Genomic DNA, 19,466 nt, shown 5'->3' on the forward strand with positions numbered 1-19,466 from the left:
TATTCAAGCTTATCCTCTCCTGTAAGAAGGGTGCCAGAATGTCATTCTGCGCTCGATCAGCGCGATCAGCCCATACGAGAGCGACCCCGCAAGAGCGGCTACAAAGATTTCGGCCCAGACCATGTCCACATTCATGCGCCCGATTTCCGCGGATATGCGGAAGCCCATGCCGACAATCGGCGTGCCGAAAAACTCGGCCACAATCGCGCCGATCAGCGCCAATGTGGAGTTGATCTTGAGCGCATTGAAGATGAAGGGCATGGCCGCTGGCAGGCGCAGCTTGATGAGCGTCTGCCAGTAGTTAGAACCATAGGTCTGCATCAGATCGCGTTCCATCGAGCCACTTGCCGCAAGTCCCGCAACTGTGTTCACGAGCATCGGGAAGAAGGTCATGATGATGACGACTGCTGCCTTTGACTGCCAGTCAAAGCCAAACCACATCACCATGATGGGAGCCACGCCGACAATCGGAAGGGCCGCAGCAAGATTGCCAAGCGGCAGCAGGCCTTTGCGCAAAAACGGTATGCGATCAGCGATGATCGCCGTAATGAAACCCAGTCCACAGCCCGCGATATAGCCGATGATGACGGCCTTCATGAAGGTTTGCTGGAAGTCGGCCCACAGGATTGGAACTGAACTCGTAATCCGCGCCCATATGACTGACGGGGCAGGCAAGAGCACCTGCGGCACGGCAAACAATCGAACGGTGACTTCCCAAAGGAGAAGCATCGCTATGCCGAAGAGGGCAGGGACAGCAATGTCCAGCAGCTTTTGGGCGTGTGGGTTGCGCGCCTTAAGGCTTGCCACCCAGCCCACAATCGCCCAGGAAACGGCAATCAGCGCGATAATGATTATGCCGTTCATCATGATGCAGCCGCCCTTTCTGGTCGCGCACCCATACGTCGGTTGACGATGCGTGCGATCAGCCCGACAAGTGCCACAAGCAACCCCGCCATGATGGCTGCTGCGATGAGGGCGGCCCATATCTGAACCGTCTGCCCGTAATAAGAACCTGCCAGCAAACGCGCGCCAAGACCTGCAACCGCACCGGTTGGCAACTCGCCGACGATAGCCCCCACCAGACTGATAGCGACTGCAATCTGCATTGATGTGAACAGGAACGGCATAGCCGCAGGCCAGCGTAGTTTCCAGAACACCTGATTGCGCGATGCATTGTAAGTCCGCATCAGATCAAGATGCATCACATCGGGCGAGCGCAGGCCTTTGACCATGCCCACCGCAACGGGGAAGAAGGAAAGATAGGTCGATATGATGGCCTTTGGTAGCAGGCCCGAAATACCAATCGCATTCAGCACCACAATAATCATCGGTGCGATGGCGAGGATGGGGATTGTCTGCGAGGTGATGATCCACGGCATCAGGCTTTTGTCCAGCGTGCGCGAATGCACAATACCGACCGCGAGCAACACACCAAGCGCCGATCCCAGCACAAAACCGAGCAATGTCGATGAGAGCGTCACCCAGCCATGATAGACAAGGCTGCGCTTGGAGCTTGGTTTCACGTCAAAGACGGTTTTCCAGATTTCTTCCGCGACCTGGTGCGGCGCAGGCAGGACCGGGCGATCCTGATGCATCGTATTGGCAACGATTGTCGAGAATGCAATCTCGGTTCCGGCTCGCTCTGCCTGATCACGCTCAAACGGAGCGTTGAGAAAAACCGCAAGCAGATACCAAAGCCCGATGATCGCCAGCAGAACCGTCGTCACCGGAATGAATTTGTCGCGAAAAAAGGCTGTCATTGCGGCCCCCCTTCACCCGATTGTTGCCCCCGCTGTTTGGTCATGCCCCGCTGGTTACTCATGAATATGCCCCAGCCGCAGGCCTTCGCGCACACGATGGGCGATTTTGAGAAACGCTTCCGATTCACGAATATCCAGTGTTCGATCCGGCCCCAGATCGCAGTCGATTATTTCATGAATGCGGCCCGGGCGCGGGCTCATGACGACAATTTTGGTGGAAAGAAAAACGGCTTCCGGGATTGAGTGGGTTACAAAGATGACAGTCTTTTGCGTTGCGGCCCAGAGCTTGAGAAGCTGTTCGTTGAGGTGATCGCGAACGATCTCATCCAGTGCGCCGAACGGCTCGTCCATCAGCAGCATATCCGGATCGAATGACAGCGCACGGGCAATCGATGCCCGCTGCTGCATTCCACCGGAAAGCTGCCACGGAAACTTCTTGCCGAAGCCCGAAAGGTTCACCAGTGCAAGGTTCTTTTCGATCCGCGCTTTGCGATCGGCCGCGCTATATCCCATCACTTCCAGCGGCAGGCTGATATTGTCTTCAATGGTGCGCCACGGAAACAGTGCCGCCGCCTGAAAGACATAGCCGTAAGAGCGGTCAAGCCGCGCCTGTTCGGGCGTCTTGCCGTTGACGGTTACAGAGCCGGATGTTGGTTGTTCGAGATCGGCAACCACACGCATCAATGTGGTCTTGCCGCAGCCCGAAGGTCCAATGAAGGAAACAAACTCGCCACGTTGAATGCCGAGATTGATATTCGACAGCGCGTGAACCGGTCCGTCATTGGTTTCAAAAACCAGTGACAGATCCTTGATGTCGATCACGGTCTGCGCATTTTCCAAGCCCCTCTCCGGGGCAACGCTGTTTTCCAAATTCATGCGCATTTCCCGAAGCTGAGCTAGAGCCATGTATCAGACCCCTATCGGCATATGTTCGGCGCTGCGTTCCACTTTGCGCGGTGCAACGATTTCTTTCCACTGCGACAGCGCCCGGTTGACCGCGCCGTTAGGCTCGCGTTCAACGAAACGTCCATCACCCGGCTGCGCCGTCACATGCCCCTTGTCGAAGGCAAGACGACCGCGCGAGAATGTCTTGACCGGCAGCCCTTTCAGCTCAAAACCTTCAAAGACATTGTAATCAATGGAAGAGTGCTGCGTCTTGGCGGAGACTTTCTTGGTCGCTTCCGGGTCCCAGATGATAATATCGGCATCAGCACCTGGCAGGATTGCACCCTTTCGCGGATAGATGTTGAGGATCTTCGCAATATTGGTTGAGGTGACAGCCACGAACTCATTGGGCGTGAGACGACCAGTGCGAACACCACGCGTCCAGAGCACGGGCAGCCGTTCTTCAAGTCCGCCGGTGCCGTTCGGGATCTTGGTGAAATTGCCGATGCCATGGCGCTTTTGTTCGGACGTGAAGGCGCAATGATCGGTTGCAACACATTGCAGACTGCCTGCAGCTAAGCCCGCCCAGAGACTATCCTGATTGACCTTGTCGCGGAATGGCGGCGACATCACGCGGCGCGCAGCATAATCCCAATCGCGATTGTGATATTCACTTTCATCAAGCGTCAAATGCTGGATGAGCGGCTCGCCATAAACGCGCATCCCTTTCTGGCGTGCGCGGCGGATTGCTTCATGCGCCTGCTCGCAGGATGTGTGCACCACATAAAGCGGCACACCGGCCTGATCGGCAATCATGATGGCGCGGTTGGTCGCTTCGCCTTCCACTTCCGGCGGTCGTGAATAGGCGTGCGCCTCCGGTCCGTCATTGCCAGCGGCCAGCAGCTTTGCCTGCAATTGCGCAACGATGTCGCCGTTTTCTGCATGAACAAGCGGCATAGCACCAAGCTCAGCGCAGCGCTGGAACGATGCGAACATCTCGTCATCATTGACCATCAACGCGCCCTTATAGGCCATGAAGTGCTTGAAGGTGTTGATGCCGCGTTTCACCACTTCCGGCATTTCATTGAAAGCGCGTTCGCTCCAGCCGGTGATCGCCATATGGAAAGAATAGTCGGTGCGGGCCTTACCTGCCTTCTGGAACCATTCCTGCAACGCGTCGAGCAGATTGCCTTCAGGTCCGGGCAGCACGAAATCCACAACCATCGTCGTGCCGCCTGCAAGAGCTGCGGCGGTGCCGGTGTCGAAATCGTCGGATGAATAGGTGCCCATGAAGGGCATCTGCAAATGCGTATGCGGATCGATGCCGCCGGGCATGATGTAACAGCCCGAAGCGTCGATGGTTTCATCGCCGGCCAGATTATCGCCCACGGCAACAATCTTCTCGCCTTCGATGAGAACGTCGGCTTTAAAGGTGCGGTCTGCCGTAATGACGGTGCCGCCTTTGATGACCTTACTTGCCCCAGAACTAACCATGTTCGCGTTCCCCTTTTTGGTTTTGTTTCGAACATTAAGCAGTATTGGATGGGCTGAATGCTAACTCACAATTTCAGCAGTCTCCAATACGGCATGAAGAAGCACATCAGCGCCAGCCGATGCCCATTCTTTGGAAATATCTTCGTCTTCGTTGTGGCTGAGACCATCCACGCATGGACACATGACCATGGCGGTAGGTGCTACACGATTGATCCAGCAGGCGTCGTGACCGGCACCTGAAACGATGTTGCGGTGGCTGTAGCCAAGCCGTTCGGCTGCATTGCGAATAGCCGTGACGCAGCCCTCATCGAACGTGACGGGATCGAAATGTCCGGCCACTTCGATTTCAATGCCGATGCCAAGTTCTTCGGCGATTTTTGGCGCTTCAGTTTCAAATCGCGCTTTCATGGCATCGAGGGTTTTTTGATCCGGCGAACGGAAATCGACGGTGAAAACGATCTGGCCTGGAAGCACATTGCGTGAGTTTGGCGAGACTTCAATATGGCCCACGCCGCCAACGGCATCAGGCTGATGCGACATCGCAATCTCGTTTACGAGCTGCAGCATCTTGCCCAGCCCTACGCTTGCATTCTTGCGCATCTTCATAGGCGTCGAGCCAGTATGCGCTTCTTTGCCGGTCAGCGTTACCTGCAACCACCACAGTCCCTGACCGTGGGTGACAACGCCAATGTCCTTGTTCTCAATCTCAAGGATCGGACCTTGTTCGATGTGCAGCTCAAACATCGAATGGATTTTGCGCTTGCCGACCGGTTCTTCGCCCTTCCAGCCAATACGCTCCAGCTCATCAATGAATTTCTTGCCTTTGGCGTCCGTGCGTTCATAGGCCCAATCCTGCTCATGCACACCGGCGAAAACGCCGGAAGCGAGCATTGCAGGCGCAAAACGCGTGCCTTCTTCATTGGTCCAATTGACCACGACGATAGGGCGCTTTGTCTTGATATTGGTGTCGTTCAATGTGCGCATGACTTCAAGCCCGCCAAGCACACCGAGCACGCCGTCATATTTGCCGCCTGTCGGTTGTGTGTCGAGATGGCTGCCCATGTAGACCGGATCAGCATCCGCATCTTCGCCGGGGCGAAGGAAGAACATATTGCCCATCGTGTCGACGGTCATCGACAATCCGGCTTTTTCACACCACGACTGGAAAAGCTGGCGGCCTTCGCTGTCTTCATCGGTCAGCGTCTGGCGGTTATTGCCGCCACGAATACCAGGGCCAATTTTGGCCATATCCATCAAGCTGTCCCATAGCCGATCACCATCGACCTTGAGATTGCTGAAACTGGGATTGCTGCTGAGCGTCATATGCTCTGCCTCCACATTTCAAGCATGCATAAGCTGTGGCATTGCTGCCAGCGCTTCGCATGTTATGTTGTTCCCGCGACCCGGCTCTTTGGCCTCAATCTTCTTGCAGTATTTGCAAAAACTTGACTAGTTGGTCAAAATGCAGGCTAGAAGAGCGTTCGACAGCGGTCAAGCGGTTTTAAGAAATTTTGCTTCGTCAGAAGGTGTTAAATGGTCACAGATGCGACAGCTCCCGCCGAAGCAGGTGCAAACGAGAAGGCGGAAGGTGCGACGCGCATTCAGGCGATCAACCGCAGGCTTATTCTGGATGCAGCTCTTGATGTCTTTTCCGCCTATGGCTTTCGCGGTTCGACAGTCGATCAGATCGCCGAAAAGGCAGGGATGTCGAAGCCAAACCTGCTTTATTATTTTCCGCGCAAGCAGAATATCTATGTGACGGTTCTTGAAGAGACACTCACAGAATGGCTTGGCCCGTTTGAGAGCATCAACCCGCAAGGCGATCCGCTTGAGGAGCTGCGAAACTATATCGCGCAGAAGCTTGAGCTTTCGGCCAAACGGCCAGAAGCATCGCGGCTGTTTGCCAATGAAATTCTGCATGGCGCACCGGCAATTACCGAGTTTCTGAAAGGCCATCTGAAAGATCTGGTCGATGAAAAAGCGCGGGTCATTCATCGCTGGATTGAGGAGAAGCGCATTGCGCCGATTGATCCCTATCACCTGATTTTCACGATCTGGGCGGTGACGCAGCATTATTCCGACTTCTCGGTTCAGGTCGCAGCCATACTTGGCAAACGCACGGAAGAACCGGATTTTTATGAGCAGACGGCGCGCTCCATTGCGGCAATCATTCTTGACGGTGCGCGCGTTCGCGACGATGTTTCGTCATCATGAAAACGATTCTTATTGCAGCAGCCATTGTCCGTGATGAAGCGGGCCGTTTCCTCCTCGTGCGCAAGCGCGGCAGCGAGATTTTTTTCCAGCCCGGTGGCAAGATTGATGCAGGCGAAGCGCCTGAAATAGCCCTAATCCGCGAAATCGAGGAAGAGCTTGGCATTCGCATTGACGAAAGCCAGTTAAGCTATGCTGCGAAAATGTCAGCGCCTGCAGCCAACGAACTTGATTCCACAGTTGAAGCCGAGCTGTTTCATCTCACCCTGAAAGAAGGACAGGTGCCTGCCGCTTCCAGTGAGATTGAAGAACTGATCTGGCTCAAGGCTGGTGATCAAAGCCGCCCCGTTGCCCTGCTTTCGCAGAGCATTCAGGCACGGTTTTCGGATGCAGTTTAAGCGCTCTCGACGCGATTTCCTTCGCCATCGAACAGATGGAGATGCTGTGCCGGGAAGTTCACCTTAACAGAACCCTGCGCATGAAGAGCATCGCGATCCAGCGTGAAAATCTTGAACGGCAATCCGTGCAGGCTGAGATGCAGGATAATGCCGAAGCCGGTCGGCTCGACCAGATCGACATCAGCCGTCAGGCTTGCTGAATTCTCGATATGCACATGCTCTGGACGAATGCCAAGCGTGGCGTTCGCGCCATCCTTGAGTTTTACGGGTTGAGGCAGCGCGATGAGCGTGCCGTCCTTGAGTTTCAGACGCGGACCACCATCCTGTTCAAGATAGGTTACGTCGAGAAAATTCATGGCGGGTGAACCGATGAAACCTGCCACGAAGAGATTGGCCGGGCGGTCATAAAGCTCCAGTGGAGAGCCGACCTGTTGCACCACACCACCATGCATGGCGACGATACGGTCGGCCAGAGTCATGGCTTCGATCTGGTCATGTGTCACATAGATGGATGTGGCTTTCAGCTCACCATGCAGCTTCTTGATTTCGGCACGCATCTGCTCACGCAGGCGGGCGTCGAGGTTGGAAAGCGGCTCGTCAAAGAGGAAGGCCTTGGGCTGACGCACAATTGCGCGGCCCATGGCAACACGCTGACGCTGGCCGCCGGAAAGCGCCTTCGGACGGCGTTCCAGCAAAGGATCAAGGCCGAGCTTGGCGGCGGTCGATTTGATGGCGCTTGCAATCTTTTCTTTCGGCGTTTTGCGCAGCCGCATACTGTAGCTCATATTGTCGGCGACACTCATATGCGGGTAGAGCGCATAGGACTGAAACACCATAGCAATATCGCGGTCTTTGGGTGCGAGTTCATTGACGCGCTTGCCACTGATCTGCACCTGGCCGGCGGTGATGTCTTCAAGGCCAGCAATCATGCGCAGCAATGTGGATTTGCCACAGCCTGACGGGCCGACCAGCACAATGAATTCGCCATCTTTGATCTCAAGATCAACGCCGTGCAGAACAGCATGTTCGCCATAGCTCTTGCGGACTGACTGAATATCGATGGAAGCCATAGGGAAAAATCCTTTCAGCCTTTGACCGCGCCAGCCGTGAGGCCCTGCACGAGATATCGTTGAATGAGGAAGAAGAAGAGACAGGCCGGGATCAGCGCGAGCACGCCCGCTGCCATCATCTGTCCGAAATCGACCGAGAATTTTGAGACGAAGCTCAAAAGCCCGACTGGGAATGTGGCTGAATCATTGCCGGAAATCAGCATCAGCGCAAACAGAAGCTCGCTCCACGCTGCGGTGAAAACAAAGCCTAGCGTTGCTGCAATACCGGGCAGAGTCAGCGGCAGAATGATCTGGCGGAAAGCCATGAACTGCGTCGCGCCGTCGATCTTGGCGGCTTCTTCGAGGTCCTTCGGAATGCCGTCGAAGAACGATTGCATCAGGAAGGTGGCAAAAGGCACATTGAATGCCGAATAGACGATGATGAGGCCGATCAGGCTATTGGTGAGACCGAGCGGTGCCATAATCTTGTAGATCGGCGCAATCAGCATCACGAGCGGAAACATCTGCGTTAGCAGCATCAATGCCACAATCCAGTATTTGGCGCGGAAGTTGAAACGTGACAGTGCATAGCCGGAGAGCGATGCCAGTAGCGTAACGATGATAGCAGTTGCGCCGGACACGATCAGGCTGTTGCGGAAGAACAGCGGAAATGAGCTGTTATTCAACACATGGCTGAAGTGATCGAACGTCATACGCGATGGCCATAGCCGCACGCCTTCGCTGTAAAGCAGATCATTGGGTGTGACGGAAACCTTCACCAGCCAGAAAATCGGAAACAGTGCAAACAGAACGAATAGCAGAATGGCAATGCGATGCGCGCCAACAAGGAGGATTTTACGGTTGGTCATGGCCTCAATCCTTGTTCAGAAGCGTCTGGCGCAACAGCACGATGAGCATCGAATAGACCATCAGCAGCACAAGCAAGACCATCGCAATCGCCGAGGCATAACCGAAATCGAGCCGTTTGAAGGCCTGCGTGAAAATATAGCTGGCGACGATCTGGGTCCGGTCGGCAGGACCGCCGCCGGTCATCACGACAATCAGATCGGCACTGTTGGCAATCCAGACGGTGCGCAGCAAAATGGTGATAGCCATGGTTGGCGCAAGGTAAGGAAGCGTGATTGAGAGAAAACGTTGGACGGGGCCAGCGCCATCGATCGCTGCTGCTTCATAAAGGTCGCGCGGTATAGCCTGCAAGGCGGCCAGCATGGTGATGGCAAAGAATGGAATACCCCACCACACACCGGCGGTAATGATGCCCCACATGGCCAGATTGGGGTCGGACAGAATGTTGTCTGGTGCGCTCAGAATACCGATTGCATGTAGCCAATGCGGCAGCGGGCCGATAACCGGATTAAAAAGCCATGCAAAGTTAAGACCTGTGAGGAACGTCGGCACAGCCCATGGCAGGAAGATCAGCGCCTGTGCCATCCCACGTCCGGCGAATGGCTTGTCGAGCAACAGGGCGAGAATAAGCCCAAACACGAATTGCAGCAGCACCGAGCAACCGGTCCACCACAGTGTGTTTTTCAAGGAACGATAGAAAGCCTGATCGGTCGCAAGTTCGCGGAAATGATCAAGCCCCACATAGCCACCCGAAAACGGGTTGAGCAACTGAATGTCGCGAAAGGCATAGGAGACGCCGAGGATCAGCGGAACCAGCATGACGGCGCCGATGAGGATCAGTGCGGGGGCACTGTAGAGATAAGGTTCGGAGGCGTGCGCAAGTCGCTGCAGAAAACTGCGGCGATCCTGCTTTGGCACGTCGTTGGGCACCGGGGCCTTTATGGAAGCGGTGTCGTTCATCATTTTTCCCTTCGCGGGGCTGCATCATTCGCTTTGCAGGCGTGGCTGTTCCACGCCTGCAAGCTGTTCATGTTGCTATTGCTTTGAAAGGTGCTTCTGCTGCGCCTTGGTCAGATATTCTGCCCATTGGTCGGCCAGCTGATCTGGCGTGATGTCGCCGAGAAGCGCTTCCTGCGAGGTCTTGATGACGAGCGAATCCTTGAAGAATGCAAATTCTTCCAGATAGGTCGGCATGACGGTTGGAACGACGTTCTTGTCAGCCAGTTCATCGAACCAGCCCTTGAACTGCTCGCCGCTATAGAACGGATCGTTCTGAGCGGATTTGAGAACCGGCAAGGCGCCGGTGCGCTTGTTCCATTCGATGTTGCCTTCCGGGCCTTCAAGCATCGAGATCAGCTTCCAGGAGAGGTCCTTGTTCTGGCTGCCGCTCATCATCGACCAGCCGGCAAAGCCGATGGTTGGGAAGGTCTTGCCAGCCGGGCCCTTTGGCATGATGGCAACGCCGAAATCTTCCGGCTTCATGCGTTCGGCAATGGCGATCAGCGCATCCGGGTCTTGGTTTAGGAAGGCGCAGGTGCCGCTATAGAAACCGGCAACGGTTTCGTTGAAGCCCCAGTTGACGCTGTCCTTCGGTGCAAGGCCGTTCTTGTAGAGATCGACCATCCAGGTGATGCCCTTTTTCCAGCCTTCGCTGTTCATGGTAGAGGTGCCGTCTTCGTTGAAGAACTTATTGTCACCGGCCATGGATGCAGCAAAAATCACCCAGCCATTGAGGCCGCCGGGGCCACCACGCATACAGAACCCGGACTTGCCGGGAAGAGCGGCAATCTTCTTGGAGGCTTCGACAAATTCGTCCATCGTCTTCGGTGGCTCGGACACACCAGCCTCAGACAGCAGCTTCTTGTTGTAGAACATGGCGTTCAGATAGAAGCCGTAAGGCAGCGTATAGGCTGTGTTCTTGACGCTGCGGCCAAGCTCAAGCGCGCGCTCGGTCAGGTCTGGTGTGGTTTCCCACTTGTCAAGATATGGCTCGAGGCTTTCCAGCATCCCGTTATTGGCATACAGCGAAACCCAGGTGTCTGGCATTTCCATGACGTCAGGAATTTCACCAGCCGAAACCATGGTTGCGAATTTCTGGAAGGATTCGCCCCATGGCAGCGAGATGATCTCGACCTTGGTGCCCGGATTGGCTGCCTCAAACTTGGCAACGATGGATTCAAGCGTCTTAGTACGCTCCGGGCTGGTAATGACTTCAACAAGCTTCAGAGTGGTATCGGCAAGTGCTGTACCGCTCAAAAGCATGGTTGCGAATGCGGTTGCTATTAGTTTTTTCATTGCAGTTCCCCTTATTGCTCCTCACTAGATTTTCGTTATTCGGTCGATGCTGTGAGCGCTCCTTCAATATCCCGCCACAGCGCTTCCGTTCCTTCCAGTCCGACATGCAGGCGCACGGAGCGCGGGTCGATGCCGAACGTATGTGCTGAATTTGGCTGTGCTTTCTGCTGCAGCACGACTTCGCCTGGTACGATCAGGCTTTCATGTCCGCCCCAGCTCACGCCGAGCTTGAACAGATCGAGATGATTGCAGAATTCGCGAATGTTCACGCCTTCCCGGAAGATGACCGAGAACAGACCGGACGTACCCTTGAGGCCCGCAGGCAGACGATTGGCAAGTGCCGGGTGGCAGACGGTCTCAACCACATCCAGCGCCTGAAGACGCTTTGCAATTTCCAGTGCCGAAGCCTCATGCGCCTTCATGCGCGTCGGCAAGGTGCGCATACCACGCACCAGAAGCCACGCATCAAATGGCGAAAGCTTGCCGCCAAGATATGGATATGTTTCTGCGCGGATTGCATTGATCAGCTCTTTCGAGCCGGTCACGACACCGGCCACGACATCGCTATGGCCGCCAAGATATTTCGATGCAGAATGCACGACAAGATCAACGCCGAGCGACAGCGGGCGCTGGAAGATCGGGCTGGCCCAGCTGTTATCGATGATGCTCAACACGCCATGCTGCTTGGCAATCGTTGCCAAGGCACCGACATCATGGGCTTCCATGACCCAGCTCGTCGGGCTTTCCATATAGAAGAGCTTTGCACCGGGCAGGGCTTTTGCGACCGCTTCCTCGTCGCGGCCATCGACGTAGTCTACCTGCACCTGCATGCGCTTCATAATGGTGCCGAACAGGCGGAACGCATCTGGATAGACATGGCGCACGGCAACAATGCGATCACCCGGCTTAACAAATGCCAGAACACTTGAGGAGATCGCAGCCATGCCGCTGGCAAACCCCAGCGCGTCTTCGCCGCCTTCAAGTTTCGCCAGCATTTCTTCAAATGCTCGCACGGTCGGGTTCAGGCCGCGCGTATAGATCGGGCGAACCTTTTCGCCGCGATAGGAGGCGACCATGTCGTCATAGCTTGGGAAGGTGAAAAGCGAAGTCTGCACGATGGGCGGAACCACGGCGTCGTATGCATTGCCTTCATCATGGGCAACCGTAAGCGCTGCGAAATCCAGCGGATCCATCCCGTCGGTCATTTGGACATTTCCTTGATGTCTTCCTCGACAATGTCGAGGATCTTGAGTGTTTCCTGCCGAGCGGCTTCAGGGTCCTGAGCCACGATGGCGTTAAAGAGCGTGCGGTGAAACGGAAAGGTTCGCCGCGCGAAGTCGATCCGCTCGAACGGATGATCCCAGAAGTGCAAGAAGGCTTCGCGCATCTGTTCGAGCAATTGTCTGAAAAGCGGATTATGGGTCGCGTCGTAAATGGCCAGGTGAAACGCCAGATCTTCGGGGCCAGACGTGCCTTCCGCGATATGAACGCGCTCCATCTCATTGAGATTGCGTTCGATGATGACGAGGTCTTCAGCCGTGCGTTTGCGGGCGGCAACCATGCTGGCTTCGGCTTCGATGCCACGGCGTACTTCAAGCGATTGCAGCAAAGCATCACGCAATTGCGCAGGATCGAATGAAAGCGGCATATGAATGGTTGCCGCCGAAACCGGCTTTAGCAGATAGGTGCCGCTGCCTTTGCGGGCTTCGATCACACCCAGCGCCTGAAAGTGTCGGATTGCTTCGCGAATGGTGGAGCGCCCCACGGCCAGCGCGGTCATCAATTCACGTTCGGCGGGAAGGCGATCTCCGGCCTGAAGCTGAGCGGTCTGGATATAGGTTGCGAGCGCATCCGTTACCTGCCGGGCGCGATCCATCGGCGGTAGTGGTGCAATCTGCAGCAGCCTGCGATCTTTCATTCCGCCATCTCCCACTGGCTTCGTGCATCGGAATTTGCCGCATTGCTCTGAGTTTTCATTTTTCAGTCATGCGGCAGTTCGAATGACGTCAGACCGCATCCCCTTATTGGTTCTAAAATTGGTCTGACATCATACTAATATCGACGGGAAATCGGCGTTGTCAAGCGGGTGATCATTAAGGTTTTTACGGGATAGTGGTCGGGGTTGGTGAATTATCCTATTGATATTAAATGTAGAATTTCTGCACTCTCCTGCTTTTATGCCCAGGTAAATGATCTATTTGTGCGTGAATATGCTGTTTGCATGTGTATGCTTTTCCGATTGCGCTTCGGCAAACTTGCTCCTATCAATCGCGAGAAGAGGCGGCGCGTCCCAAAAAGTGCGAAGCGGTTTTTGGATAAGACGCGGTGAAAATGGAGTACGGCACGTTGCGTGCTGTGATTGAGGAGATACCCATGCATCTGAAGGCATCCGAGAAGCGGACGCTTGGCCGTACTGGTCTGACGGTAACCGCGCTTGGTCTGGGAACCGCACCTTTGGGCGGGCTTTATGCGCCTGTTTCCCGTGCTGACGCAGACGCATTGCTGGAAGCCGGTTGGGACAGCGGTATTCGCTATTTCGACAGCGCTCCGATGTATGGCTATGGTCGTTGCGAACATTTGCTTGGCGATATGCTGCGCGAAAAAAACGAGCGGGCCGTTGTCTCCACCAAGGTCGGGCGCCTGATGACCAATGAGCGCGCTGGTCGCACTTTGCCGCCAGCGCCGCCGAAGAATCCACTCGATTCGGGCTGGCATAATGGCCTCAATTTCCGTGAGGTTTTTGATTACAGCTATGACGGTGTGATGCGCAGCTTCGATGACAGCCAACAGCGTCTGGGCTTTCCTGAAATTGATCTTCTCTATGTTCACGACATTGGCCGCGTGACCCATGCCGACAGACACGAGTTTCATTGGAACGCGCTGACCAAGGGCGGTGGTTTCCGTGCGCTGACTGAGTTGCGCGCGGCAGGCAATATCAAGGGCTTCGGTCTTGGTGTGAACGAATGGCAGATCATTCGTGATGCGCTTGAAGAGGCTGATCTTGATTGCTCGCTGCTGGCCGGGCGTTATTCGCTGCTCGATCAGGTGTCGGAAAAGGAATTTCTGCCGCTGGCGCAAAAGCGCGGCATGGCGCTGGTGATTGCTGGTGTGTTCAACTCCGGCATTCTGGCCGCACCGCGCGGCGGCGAACAGAAGTTCGATTATGCCGACGCGCCTGCTGAAATCATTGCTCGCACCAATCGCCTGCATGATATTTGCGATGAGTATCGTGTGCCGCTCGCCGCTGCTGCTATGCAATTCCCGATGATGCATGAGGCCGTCAGCTCCATTCTGATCGGTGTGCGTTCGCCAGAACAGATCAGGCAGAATGTCGTCTGGTTCGAGCAGTCGATTCCGCACGAATTCTGGACGAAGCTTCGCTCGGAAGGTCTCATTTCCTAATCATGACTTCCAAAATTCTCTGTGTTGGTGCCCTCACTATGGACACCATTCTCCGCCTTGATGAACTCCCACTCGCGGCAGGCAAATATCTACCGCGTGAAGCCGTCGAGATCGCAGCTGGCATGGCTTCAAGTGCAGCCGCTGCGATCGCCCGGCTTGGCGGCAACGTGGCGCTATGGGCTTCTGCGGGGATTGATTCAGTGGGCGACCGCGCTGTCGCAGAGCTTTCAGCCGAAGGCATCGATTGCGCCTATATCCGGCGACTGGAAGGCGCGCGCACGGCATTTTCTTCGATCCTCGTCGATGCGAATGGCGAACGCATCATCGTGCCGTTTTATGATCGCAGGCTTGCAAGTCCGTCTGACCTGGTGCCGCCGATTGCAGCGGGAACCTTTGCGGCTGTTATGACCGATGTGCGCTGGCCGTGGGCTGCTGAAACAGCACTAAGTGCTGCGCGCGATGCAGGTATTCCGGCTATTCTGGATGCCGATACCGCACCCGTCGAACTGTTGGAAACGCTGCTACCGCTTGCAACTCATATTGTTGCATCGGAACCAGCCGCAATCAGCGTCACGGGCAAGACGGATTTGCGTGAATGTGTCCGTATTCTCAGCAATCGCTATGATGTTTTCACATCTGTCACGGCTGGCGCAGATGGCTGCTATTGGGCGGAAGGTGCTGGCAAGCCTGTTTCCCATGTGGCGGGTTTCAAAGTCGATGCTGTGGATACGCTGGCTGCGGGCGATGTCTTCCACGGTGCTTTTGCGCATGGTCTTGTTGCGGGCAAGGAGATGACTGACATCATCAGCTTTGCCAATGCCGCTGCCGCCATCAAATGCGCGCGCTTTGGTGGGCGTGCCGGTTCGCCAAGCCAGGATGAAGTTGTTTCCTTCATCGAAAACGGTATTGTTCCAGCCCGATAAACTGGGTTTCAATCGTAGACCTTCCTCATCCTGAGCCGGTATGAAGTGCTGTTTGAAAGGGTGAGGGCAACGCATGCCGGCGCTCCGGACCGAACCAAGTTTAACGAACTCTACTTTCTCCCACGCTCTACCAAAATCATCCGAATGCACACTGAACACGAATTGACTCTTTACTAACATGTTAGTATGTGCAAGCTTAAAGTTCAAACTTGGGAGGAGCCAGTTTTGGCACATAATCATTCTGGGCAGGAGCGCTTCGGGCTCTCTGCAGCGCTTACCACGCCATTCGATGCTGATGGCAAAATCGATGTCAGCCGTGCGCTGAAACATGCTCGCGCGCGCCTCGATAATGGCTGCTCAAGCGTCACCTTGTTTGGCACCACTGGCGAAGGTTCGTCGATTGCCGATGCTGAACGCGCTGCTCTTCTCGATGCATTTATCGCAGGCGGCTTCCCTGCTTCGAACATTGTTGTCGGCGTCATGGAAAATTCGGTTGCCGACGCGGTCCTTCAGTCGGCCGATGCGCTGCGTCGCGGTTGCAAGGCCATTCTTCTGGCTCCGCCTTCCTATTTTAAAAACCTCTCCGACGAAGGTCTGTTCAACTGGTTCTCGTCTGTCTTCAAAGGTTTGGGCGAAGATGCGCGCAGCATCATTCTCTACAATATTCCATCGGTGACAGCGGTTGAATTGTCGGTCGATCTCATCAGCCGTCTTCGTGCAGCTTTTGGCGGCATCATCACCGGCGTGAAGGATTCTTCCGGCACCTGGGCCTATACGGAAAAGCTGCTTGCAGCCCACAAAGATATTGCGATCCTTATCGGCGATGAACGTGATCTTGCTGCCGGTGTACGGCTTGGTGGACAGGGTGCGATTTCAGGCATGGCCAATCTGTTCCCGGATCGTCTTTTGCGCATGGTCAATGACGGTCAGGATGATGCCGAACTCGTCGGTGCCGTGCAGCAGCTGCTGAACTATCCGGTAACGCCTGCGGTCAAGGCCATGGTTGCGCGTCATACGGGTGATAAGGAATGGCGTCGCGTGCGCGCCCCGCTGATTTCACTCAATGACGCGGATTTCGATGCAATTGGTAGTGTATTCGACCGTTTGCATCTGGCAAAAGCGGCTTAATAGCGGCATAAGCCTCGATAACAATAAAGGGAATGGCTTTGGCGGACGATCACAACGAACCGGTAAAATTGCGGGATAAGGCTTATCAGAGCTTCACCCAGCATTTGCTGGCGCGTGATTTTCATCCGGGCCAGTTCGTTTCGCAGCGCCAGCTCGTCACCATGACGGGCTTGCCGCTGGGCGCGATCCGCGAACTGATCCCGCGTCTTGAAGCGGAAGGTCTAATCAAGACCGTGCCGCAGCGCGGGCTCCAGATCGCGCATATCGATCTTAATCTGATCCGTGAAGCGTTTCAGTTTCGTCTTTTCATAGAAAAGGAGTCGATCGCGATTTTCTGCCAGTCGGCTTCTGATGAATTGCTGCGTTCGCTGCGTGCTGCCCATGAAGATACGCTCAACCGCGCGATGAGCGAAGGCGAAACGCCGGAGCTTGAAGAGCAGGCGCAGAATATCGACTGGAGCATGCATGATACGATTGTCGGCTCACTCGATAATGAAATTATCTGGCGTGCCTATCAGACCAATACGATCAAGATGCGTCTGATCAATCAGGAGCGCTTCCGTATCACCGGACGCGTTATCCCGGTCATGCAGGAACATCTTTCCGTGCTGAGTGCAATCGAGACCCGAGACCCGCAGACCGCTATGGATGCCATCGCCGTTCACATCAATAATGCACGGAAGCTGGCTTTGCAGATTTAACAACCGAGACTGGGCAAGAGGAGTTGCCGGGTTGAAGGAATCAATGGGCCAGGAAGGCCTAAGGGGAGGAGCATGTAATGAATCTATTACGTCCAACACGTCGCCAGTTTTTGGCGGGAACAGCGGCCATCGCGGCCTCAGGTGTAACAGGCATCAGCCCATCTTTCGCGCAGTCGGGTGTCGACTGGAAGAAATATGCGGGCACAACCCTCGAAGTTAATCTCATCAAAAGTCCGCGCGGTGAAATCCTTCAGAAATATCAAAAGGAATTCGAAGAGCTGACTGGCATCAAGGTTAATTCCGAACAGATGCCAGAACAGCAGCAGCGCCAGAAGGCCGTGATCGAGCTGACTTCCGGTCGTCCGAGCTTCGACGTTATCCATATCAGCTATCACGTTCAGAAGCGCCAGTTTGAAAAGGGCGGCTGGCTTGCCGATCTCAATCCGTTCCTGAAAGACCCGACGCTGACCGATGCGTCGCTCACCGAAGATGATTTCGCAAGCGCTGGCCTAACCTTCGCCAAGGATGCCAATGGCCGCTTCGGCGCACTGCCGTTCTCGGTCGATTACTGGATCATCTACTGGAACAAGGAACTCTTTGCCGCAAAGGGCATCGAATTCCCGAAGACCTTCGAAGAGCTGGTTACAGCCGCAGAAGCACTTACTGATCCATCGACAAATACATATGGTTTCGTCGCGCGCGGCATGAAGAATGCCAATGCACCGGTCTATACCAGCCTTCTGCTCGGCTATGGCAAGCAGTCGGTTGATGCGGACGGCAACCTGCAGACGGATTCGGCTGAAGGTATTGAAGCCGCCAAGCTCTATCAGCGTCTGATGACCAAATCGGCACCTCCCGGTGTTGCAGGCTTCAACTGGGCTGAATGCCAGTCGAACTTCCTGCAGGGCCGCGTTGGCATGTGGCTCGACGGTATCGGCTTTGCGCCGCCACTCGAAGACCCGAACAAGTCGCGCGTTGTCGGCAAGGTTGGTTATGGCGTTATGCCAGCAGGCCCGAATGCACAGGCAGCACCAACGACAGGTGATGGCATCGGCGTGACCGAAGCCTCCAAGAACAAGGAAGCCGCATATCTTTACTGCCAGTGGGCCATTTCCAAGGAAATGGGTGCTCGCCTGTTGCAGTCGGGATCGGGCGTTCCGTTCCGCAAGTCGATCATCGACGATGCAGATGTGCGTAAGGGTGTCACCATGCCGGAAGGCTGGGTCGAAGCTCTCTCGAAATCTGCACCAATCAGCCAGCTCTGCCTGCCGGTTATCGTGCCTGTCACGGAATTCCGCGACATTATCGGTGTTGGCCTCACCAATCTTCTCAATGGTGCAGACGCAGAAGCTGAAATGAAACGCGCGACGGAAGAATTCCGTCCGGTCCTCGCACGGAGCGAAGGAAAATGACATCTGCCGCCCCGATAGGAGCAAAAACGGGAGCTGCTGCCAAAGCAGCTTCCTCCACCAAGGCGGCCACAAACCGTCTGCGGCCCAGCTACTGGCCGTTTGTTCTTCCTGCCTTGATCACCGTCGGGGCGGTGATCGTCTTCCCATGGGTGTTTACACTCTGGATGAGTACCAACCAGTGGCAGCTTGGCGGCGAGCAGAGCTTTGTCGGTTTTGATAATTATCTGCGTCTTGCGACCGATATGCGCTTCTGGGAATCCATGTGGCACACGGTTGTTTACACGGTTCTGTCCGTCGTGGCCCCGATGATATTGGGCACGATTGCAGCGCTGGTGTTTGATAGCAAACTGCCCATGCGCGGGCTGCTGCGCGGTATCTTCGTCATGCCAATGATGGCAACACCGGTGGCGGTCGCGCTGGTCTGGACGATGATGTATCACCCGCAGCTGGGTGTGCTGAATTATCTTCTGTCGCTGATAGGCATTCCACCGCAGGAATGGATCTTCAACCAGTGCACGGTTATCCCGTCGCTGGTTGCTGTTGAAACCTGGCAGTGGACGCCGCTGGTCATGCTGATCGTGCTGGGTGGCCTTGCATCCATGCCACGCGATCCGTTTGAAAGCGCGGAAATTGATGGCGCCAATGGCTGGCAGAAATTCCGTTACATCACGCTCCCGATGATCCTGCCATTTATCATGGTTGCCGTTATCATCCGCTCGATTGATGCGCTGAAAAGCTTCGACATCATCTTTGCAATGACGCAAGGCGGTCCAGGAACGGCATCGGAAACCATCAATATCTATCTCTATAATGTGGCGTTTTCTTACTATGACATTGGTTACGGCTCGGCGATTGCTGTGGTGTTCTTCATTGTCATTATCGCCATGTCGATGATCCTTCTGGCGCTGCGCCAGCGCACCAAATGGAACTCGTGAGGACCG

General features: G+C 55.2%; 19 protein-coding genes. 8 read left to right on the forward strand and 11 right to left on the reverse strand.

Features of this window, described 5'->3' with window-relative positions; all coding sequences use genetic code 11:
- Positions 1-9: 9 nt before the first annotated feature.
- The 5 genes from QSJ70_RS14940 to QSJ70_RS14960 are packed head-to-tail and all read right to left on the reverse strand — an operon-like array spanning position 10 to position 5,462.
- Positions 10-867 (reverse strand): ABC transporter permease, encoded by an 858-nt coding sequence (locus QSJ70_RS14940; RefSeq protein ID WP_285537497.1) that lies wholly within the window; start codon positions 865-867, stop codon positions 10-12.
- Positions 864-1,760: an ABC transporter permease gene (locus QSJ70_RS14945; RefSeq protein WP_285537498.1), complete on the reverse strand. Its 897-nt coding sequence runs from the start codon at positions 1,758-1,760 to the stop codon at positions 864-866. Before QSJ70_RS14945 ends, QSJ70_RS14940 begins: the two co-directional genes overlap by 4 nt.
- Before the next feature lie 54 nt (positions 1,761-1,814).
- Entirely contained in the window at positions 1,815-2,636 is an 822-nt protein-coding gene (locus tag QSJ70_RS14950; protein ID WP_064320130.1) for an ABC transporter ATP-binding protein, read from the reverse strand.
- A gap of 33 nt (positions 2,637-2,669) precedes the next feature.
- Complete coding sequence (hydA, locus tag QSJ70_RS14955; RefSeq protein ID WP_285537499.1) at positions 2,670-4,139, reverse strand: dihydropyrimidinase; 1,470 nt, start codon at positions 4,137-4,139, stop codon at positions 2,670-2,672.
- A gap of 60 nt (positions 4,140-4,199) precedes the next feature.
- Positions 4,200-5,462 carry a Zn-dependent hydrolase gene (locus tag QSJ70_RS14960; protein ID WP_285537500.1) on the reverse strand — a complete coding sequence of 421 codons (1,263 nt, stop codon included), beginning with the start codon at positions 5,460-5,462 and terminating at the stop codon, positions 4,200-4,202.
- Between the two features lie 210 nt (positions 5,463-5,672).
- On the opposite strand from QSJ70_RS14960, the gene QSJ70_RS14965 reads away from it, so the two are divergent.
- Together QSJ70_RS14965 and QSJ70_RS14970 are read left to right on the forward strand one after the other, a co-directional pair.
- Complete coding sequence (locus QSJ70_RS14965; protein ID WP_285537501.1) at positions 5,673-6,353, forward strand: TetR family transcriptional regulator C-terminal domain-containing protein; 681 nt, start codon at positions 5,673-5,675, stop codon at positions 6,351-6,353.
- Positions 6,350-6,748, forward strand: a complete 399-nt coding sequence (locus QSJ70_RS14970) for an NUDIX hydrolase (RefSeq protein ID WP_007873455.1) — start codon at positions 6,350-6,352, stop codon at positions 6,746-6,748. The genes QSJ70_RS14965 and QSJ70_RS14970 overlap by 4 nt, the downstream gene beginning before the upstream one ends.
- On the opposite strand, the gene QSJ70_RS14975 is transcribed toward QSJ70_RS14970, so the two are convergent.
- From QSJ70_RS14975 to QSJ70_RS15000, 6 genes are all read right to left on the reverse strand, one after another.
- A complete protein-coding gene (locus QSJ70_RS14975) occupies positions 6,745-7,818 on the reverse strand; it encodes an ABC transporter ATP-binding protein (RefSeq protein WP_285537502.1) in 1,074 nt (357 codons plus the stop codon). The genes QSJ70_RS14970 and QSJ70_RS14975 overlap by 4 nt on opposite strands.
- A 14-nt stretch (positions 7,819-7,832) precedes the next feature.
- Complete coding sequence (locus QSJ70_RS14980) at positions 7,833-8,666, reverse strand: carbohydrate ABC transporter permease (protein WP_105518141.1); 834 nt, start codon at positions 8,664-8,666, stop codon at positions 7,833-7,835.
- 4 nt (positions 8,667-8,670) lie between these two features.
- Positions 8,671-9,624 (reverse strand): carbohydrate ABC transporter permease, encoded by a 954-nt coding sequence (locus QSJ70_RS14985; RefSeq protein ID WP_285537705.1) that lies wholly within the window; start codon positions 9,622-9,624, stop codon positions 8,671-8,673.
- A gap of 75 nt (positions 9,625-9,699) precedes the next feature.
- Positions 9,700-10,959: an ABC transporter substrate-binding protein gene (locus QSJ70_RS14990; RefSeq protein ID WP_285537503.1), complete on the reverse strand. Its 1,260-nt coding sequence runs from the start codon at positions 10,957-10,959 to the stop codon at positions 9,700-9,702.
- 35 nt (positions 10,960-10,994) lie between these two features.
- A complete protein-coding gene (locus QSJ70_RS14995) occupies positions 10,995-12,164 on the reverse strand; it encodes a PLP-dependent transferase (RefSeq protein ID WP_007873461.1) in 1,170 nt (389 codons plus the stop codon).
- Entirely contained in the window at positions 12,161-12,877 is a 717-nt protein-coding gene (locus QSJ70_RS15000) for a FadR/GntR family transcriptional regulator (protein WP_064320137.1), read from the reverse strand. Before QSJ70_RS15000 ends, QSJ70_RS14995 begins: the two co-directional genes overlap by 4 nt.
- A gap of 455 nt (positions 12,878-13,332) precedes the next feature.
- Between QSJ70_RS15000 and QSJ70_RS15005 the strand changes: the two genes are divergently transcribed.
- From QSJ70_RS15005 to QSJ70_RS15030, 6 genes are all read left to right on the forward strand, one after another.
- Positions 13,333-14,361 carry an aldo/keto reductase gene (locus tag QSJ70_RS15005; protein WP_285537504.1) on the forward strand — a complete coding sequence of 343 codons (1,029 nt, stop codon included), beginning with the start codon at positions 13,333-13,335 and terminating at the stop codon, positions 14,359-14,361.
- Between the two features lie 2 nt (positions 14,362-14,363).
- Positions 14,364-15,284: a PfkB family carbohydrate kinase gene (locus QSJ70_RS15010; protein ID WP_285537505.1), complete on the forward strand. Its 921-nt coding sequence runs from the start codon at positions 14,364-14,366 to the stop codon at positions 15,282-15,284.
- Positions 15,285-15,509: 225 nt separating this feature from the next.
- Positions 15,510-16,412: a dihydrodipicolinate synthase family protein gene (locus QSJ70_RS15015; RefSeq protein WP_007873465.1), complete on the forward strand. Its 903-nt coding sequence runs from the start codon at positions 15,510-15,512 to the stop codon at positions 16,410-16,412.
- Between the two features lie 32 nt (positions 16,413-16,444).
- Positions 16,445-17,113 carry a GntR family transcriptional regulator gene (locus tag QSJ70_RS15020; RefSeq protein ID WP_285537507.1) on the forward strand — a complete coding sequence of 223 codons (669 nt, stop codon included), beginning with the start codon at positions 16,445-16,447 and terminating at the stop codon, positions 17,111-17,113.
- Positions 17,114-17,190: 77 nt separating this feature from the next.
- The gene (locus QSJ70_RS15025; RefSeq protein WP_064320141.1) at positions 17,191-18,525 is read left to right on the forward strand and encodes an ABC transporter substrate-binding protein; all 1,335 of its coding nucleotides are present in this window, start codon (positions 17,191-17,193) and stop codon (positions 18,523-18,525) included.
- Positions 18,522-19,460, forward strand: a complete 939-nt coding sequence (locus QSJ70_RS15030) for a carbohydrate ABC transporter permease (RefSeq protein ID WP_285537511.1) — start codon at positions 18,522-18,524, stop codon at positions 19,458-19,460. The genes QSJ70_RS15025 and QSJ70_RS15030 overlap by 4 nt, the downstream gene beginning before the upstream one ends.
- Positions 19,461-19,466: the final 6 nt, after the last annotated feature.

The organism is Brucella sp. NBRC 12950 (assembly GCF_030268145.1).
Lineage (GTDB): Bacteria > Pseudomonadota > Alphaproteobacteria > Rhizobiales > Rhizobiaceae > Brucella.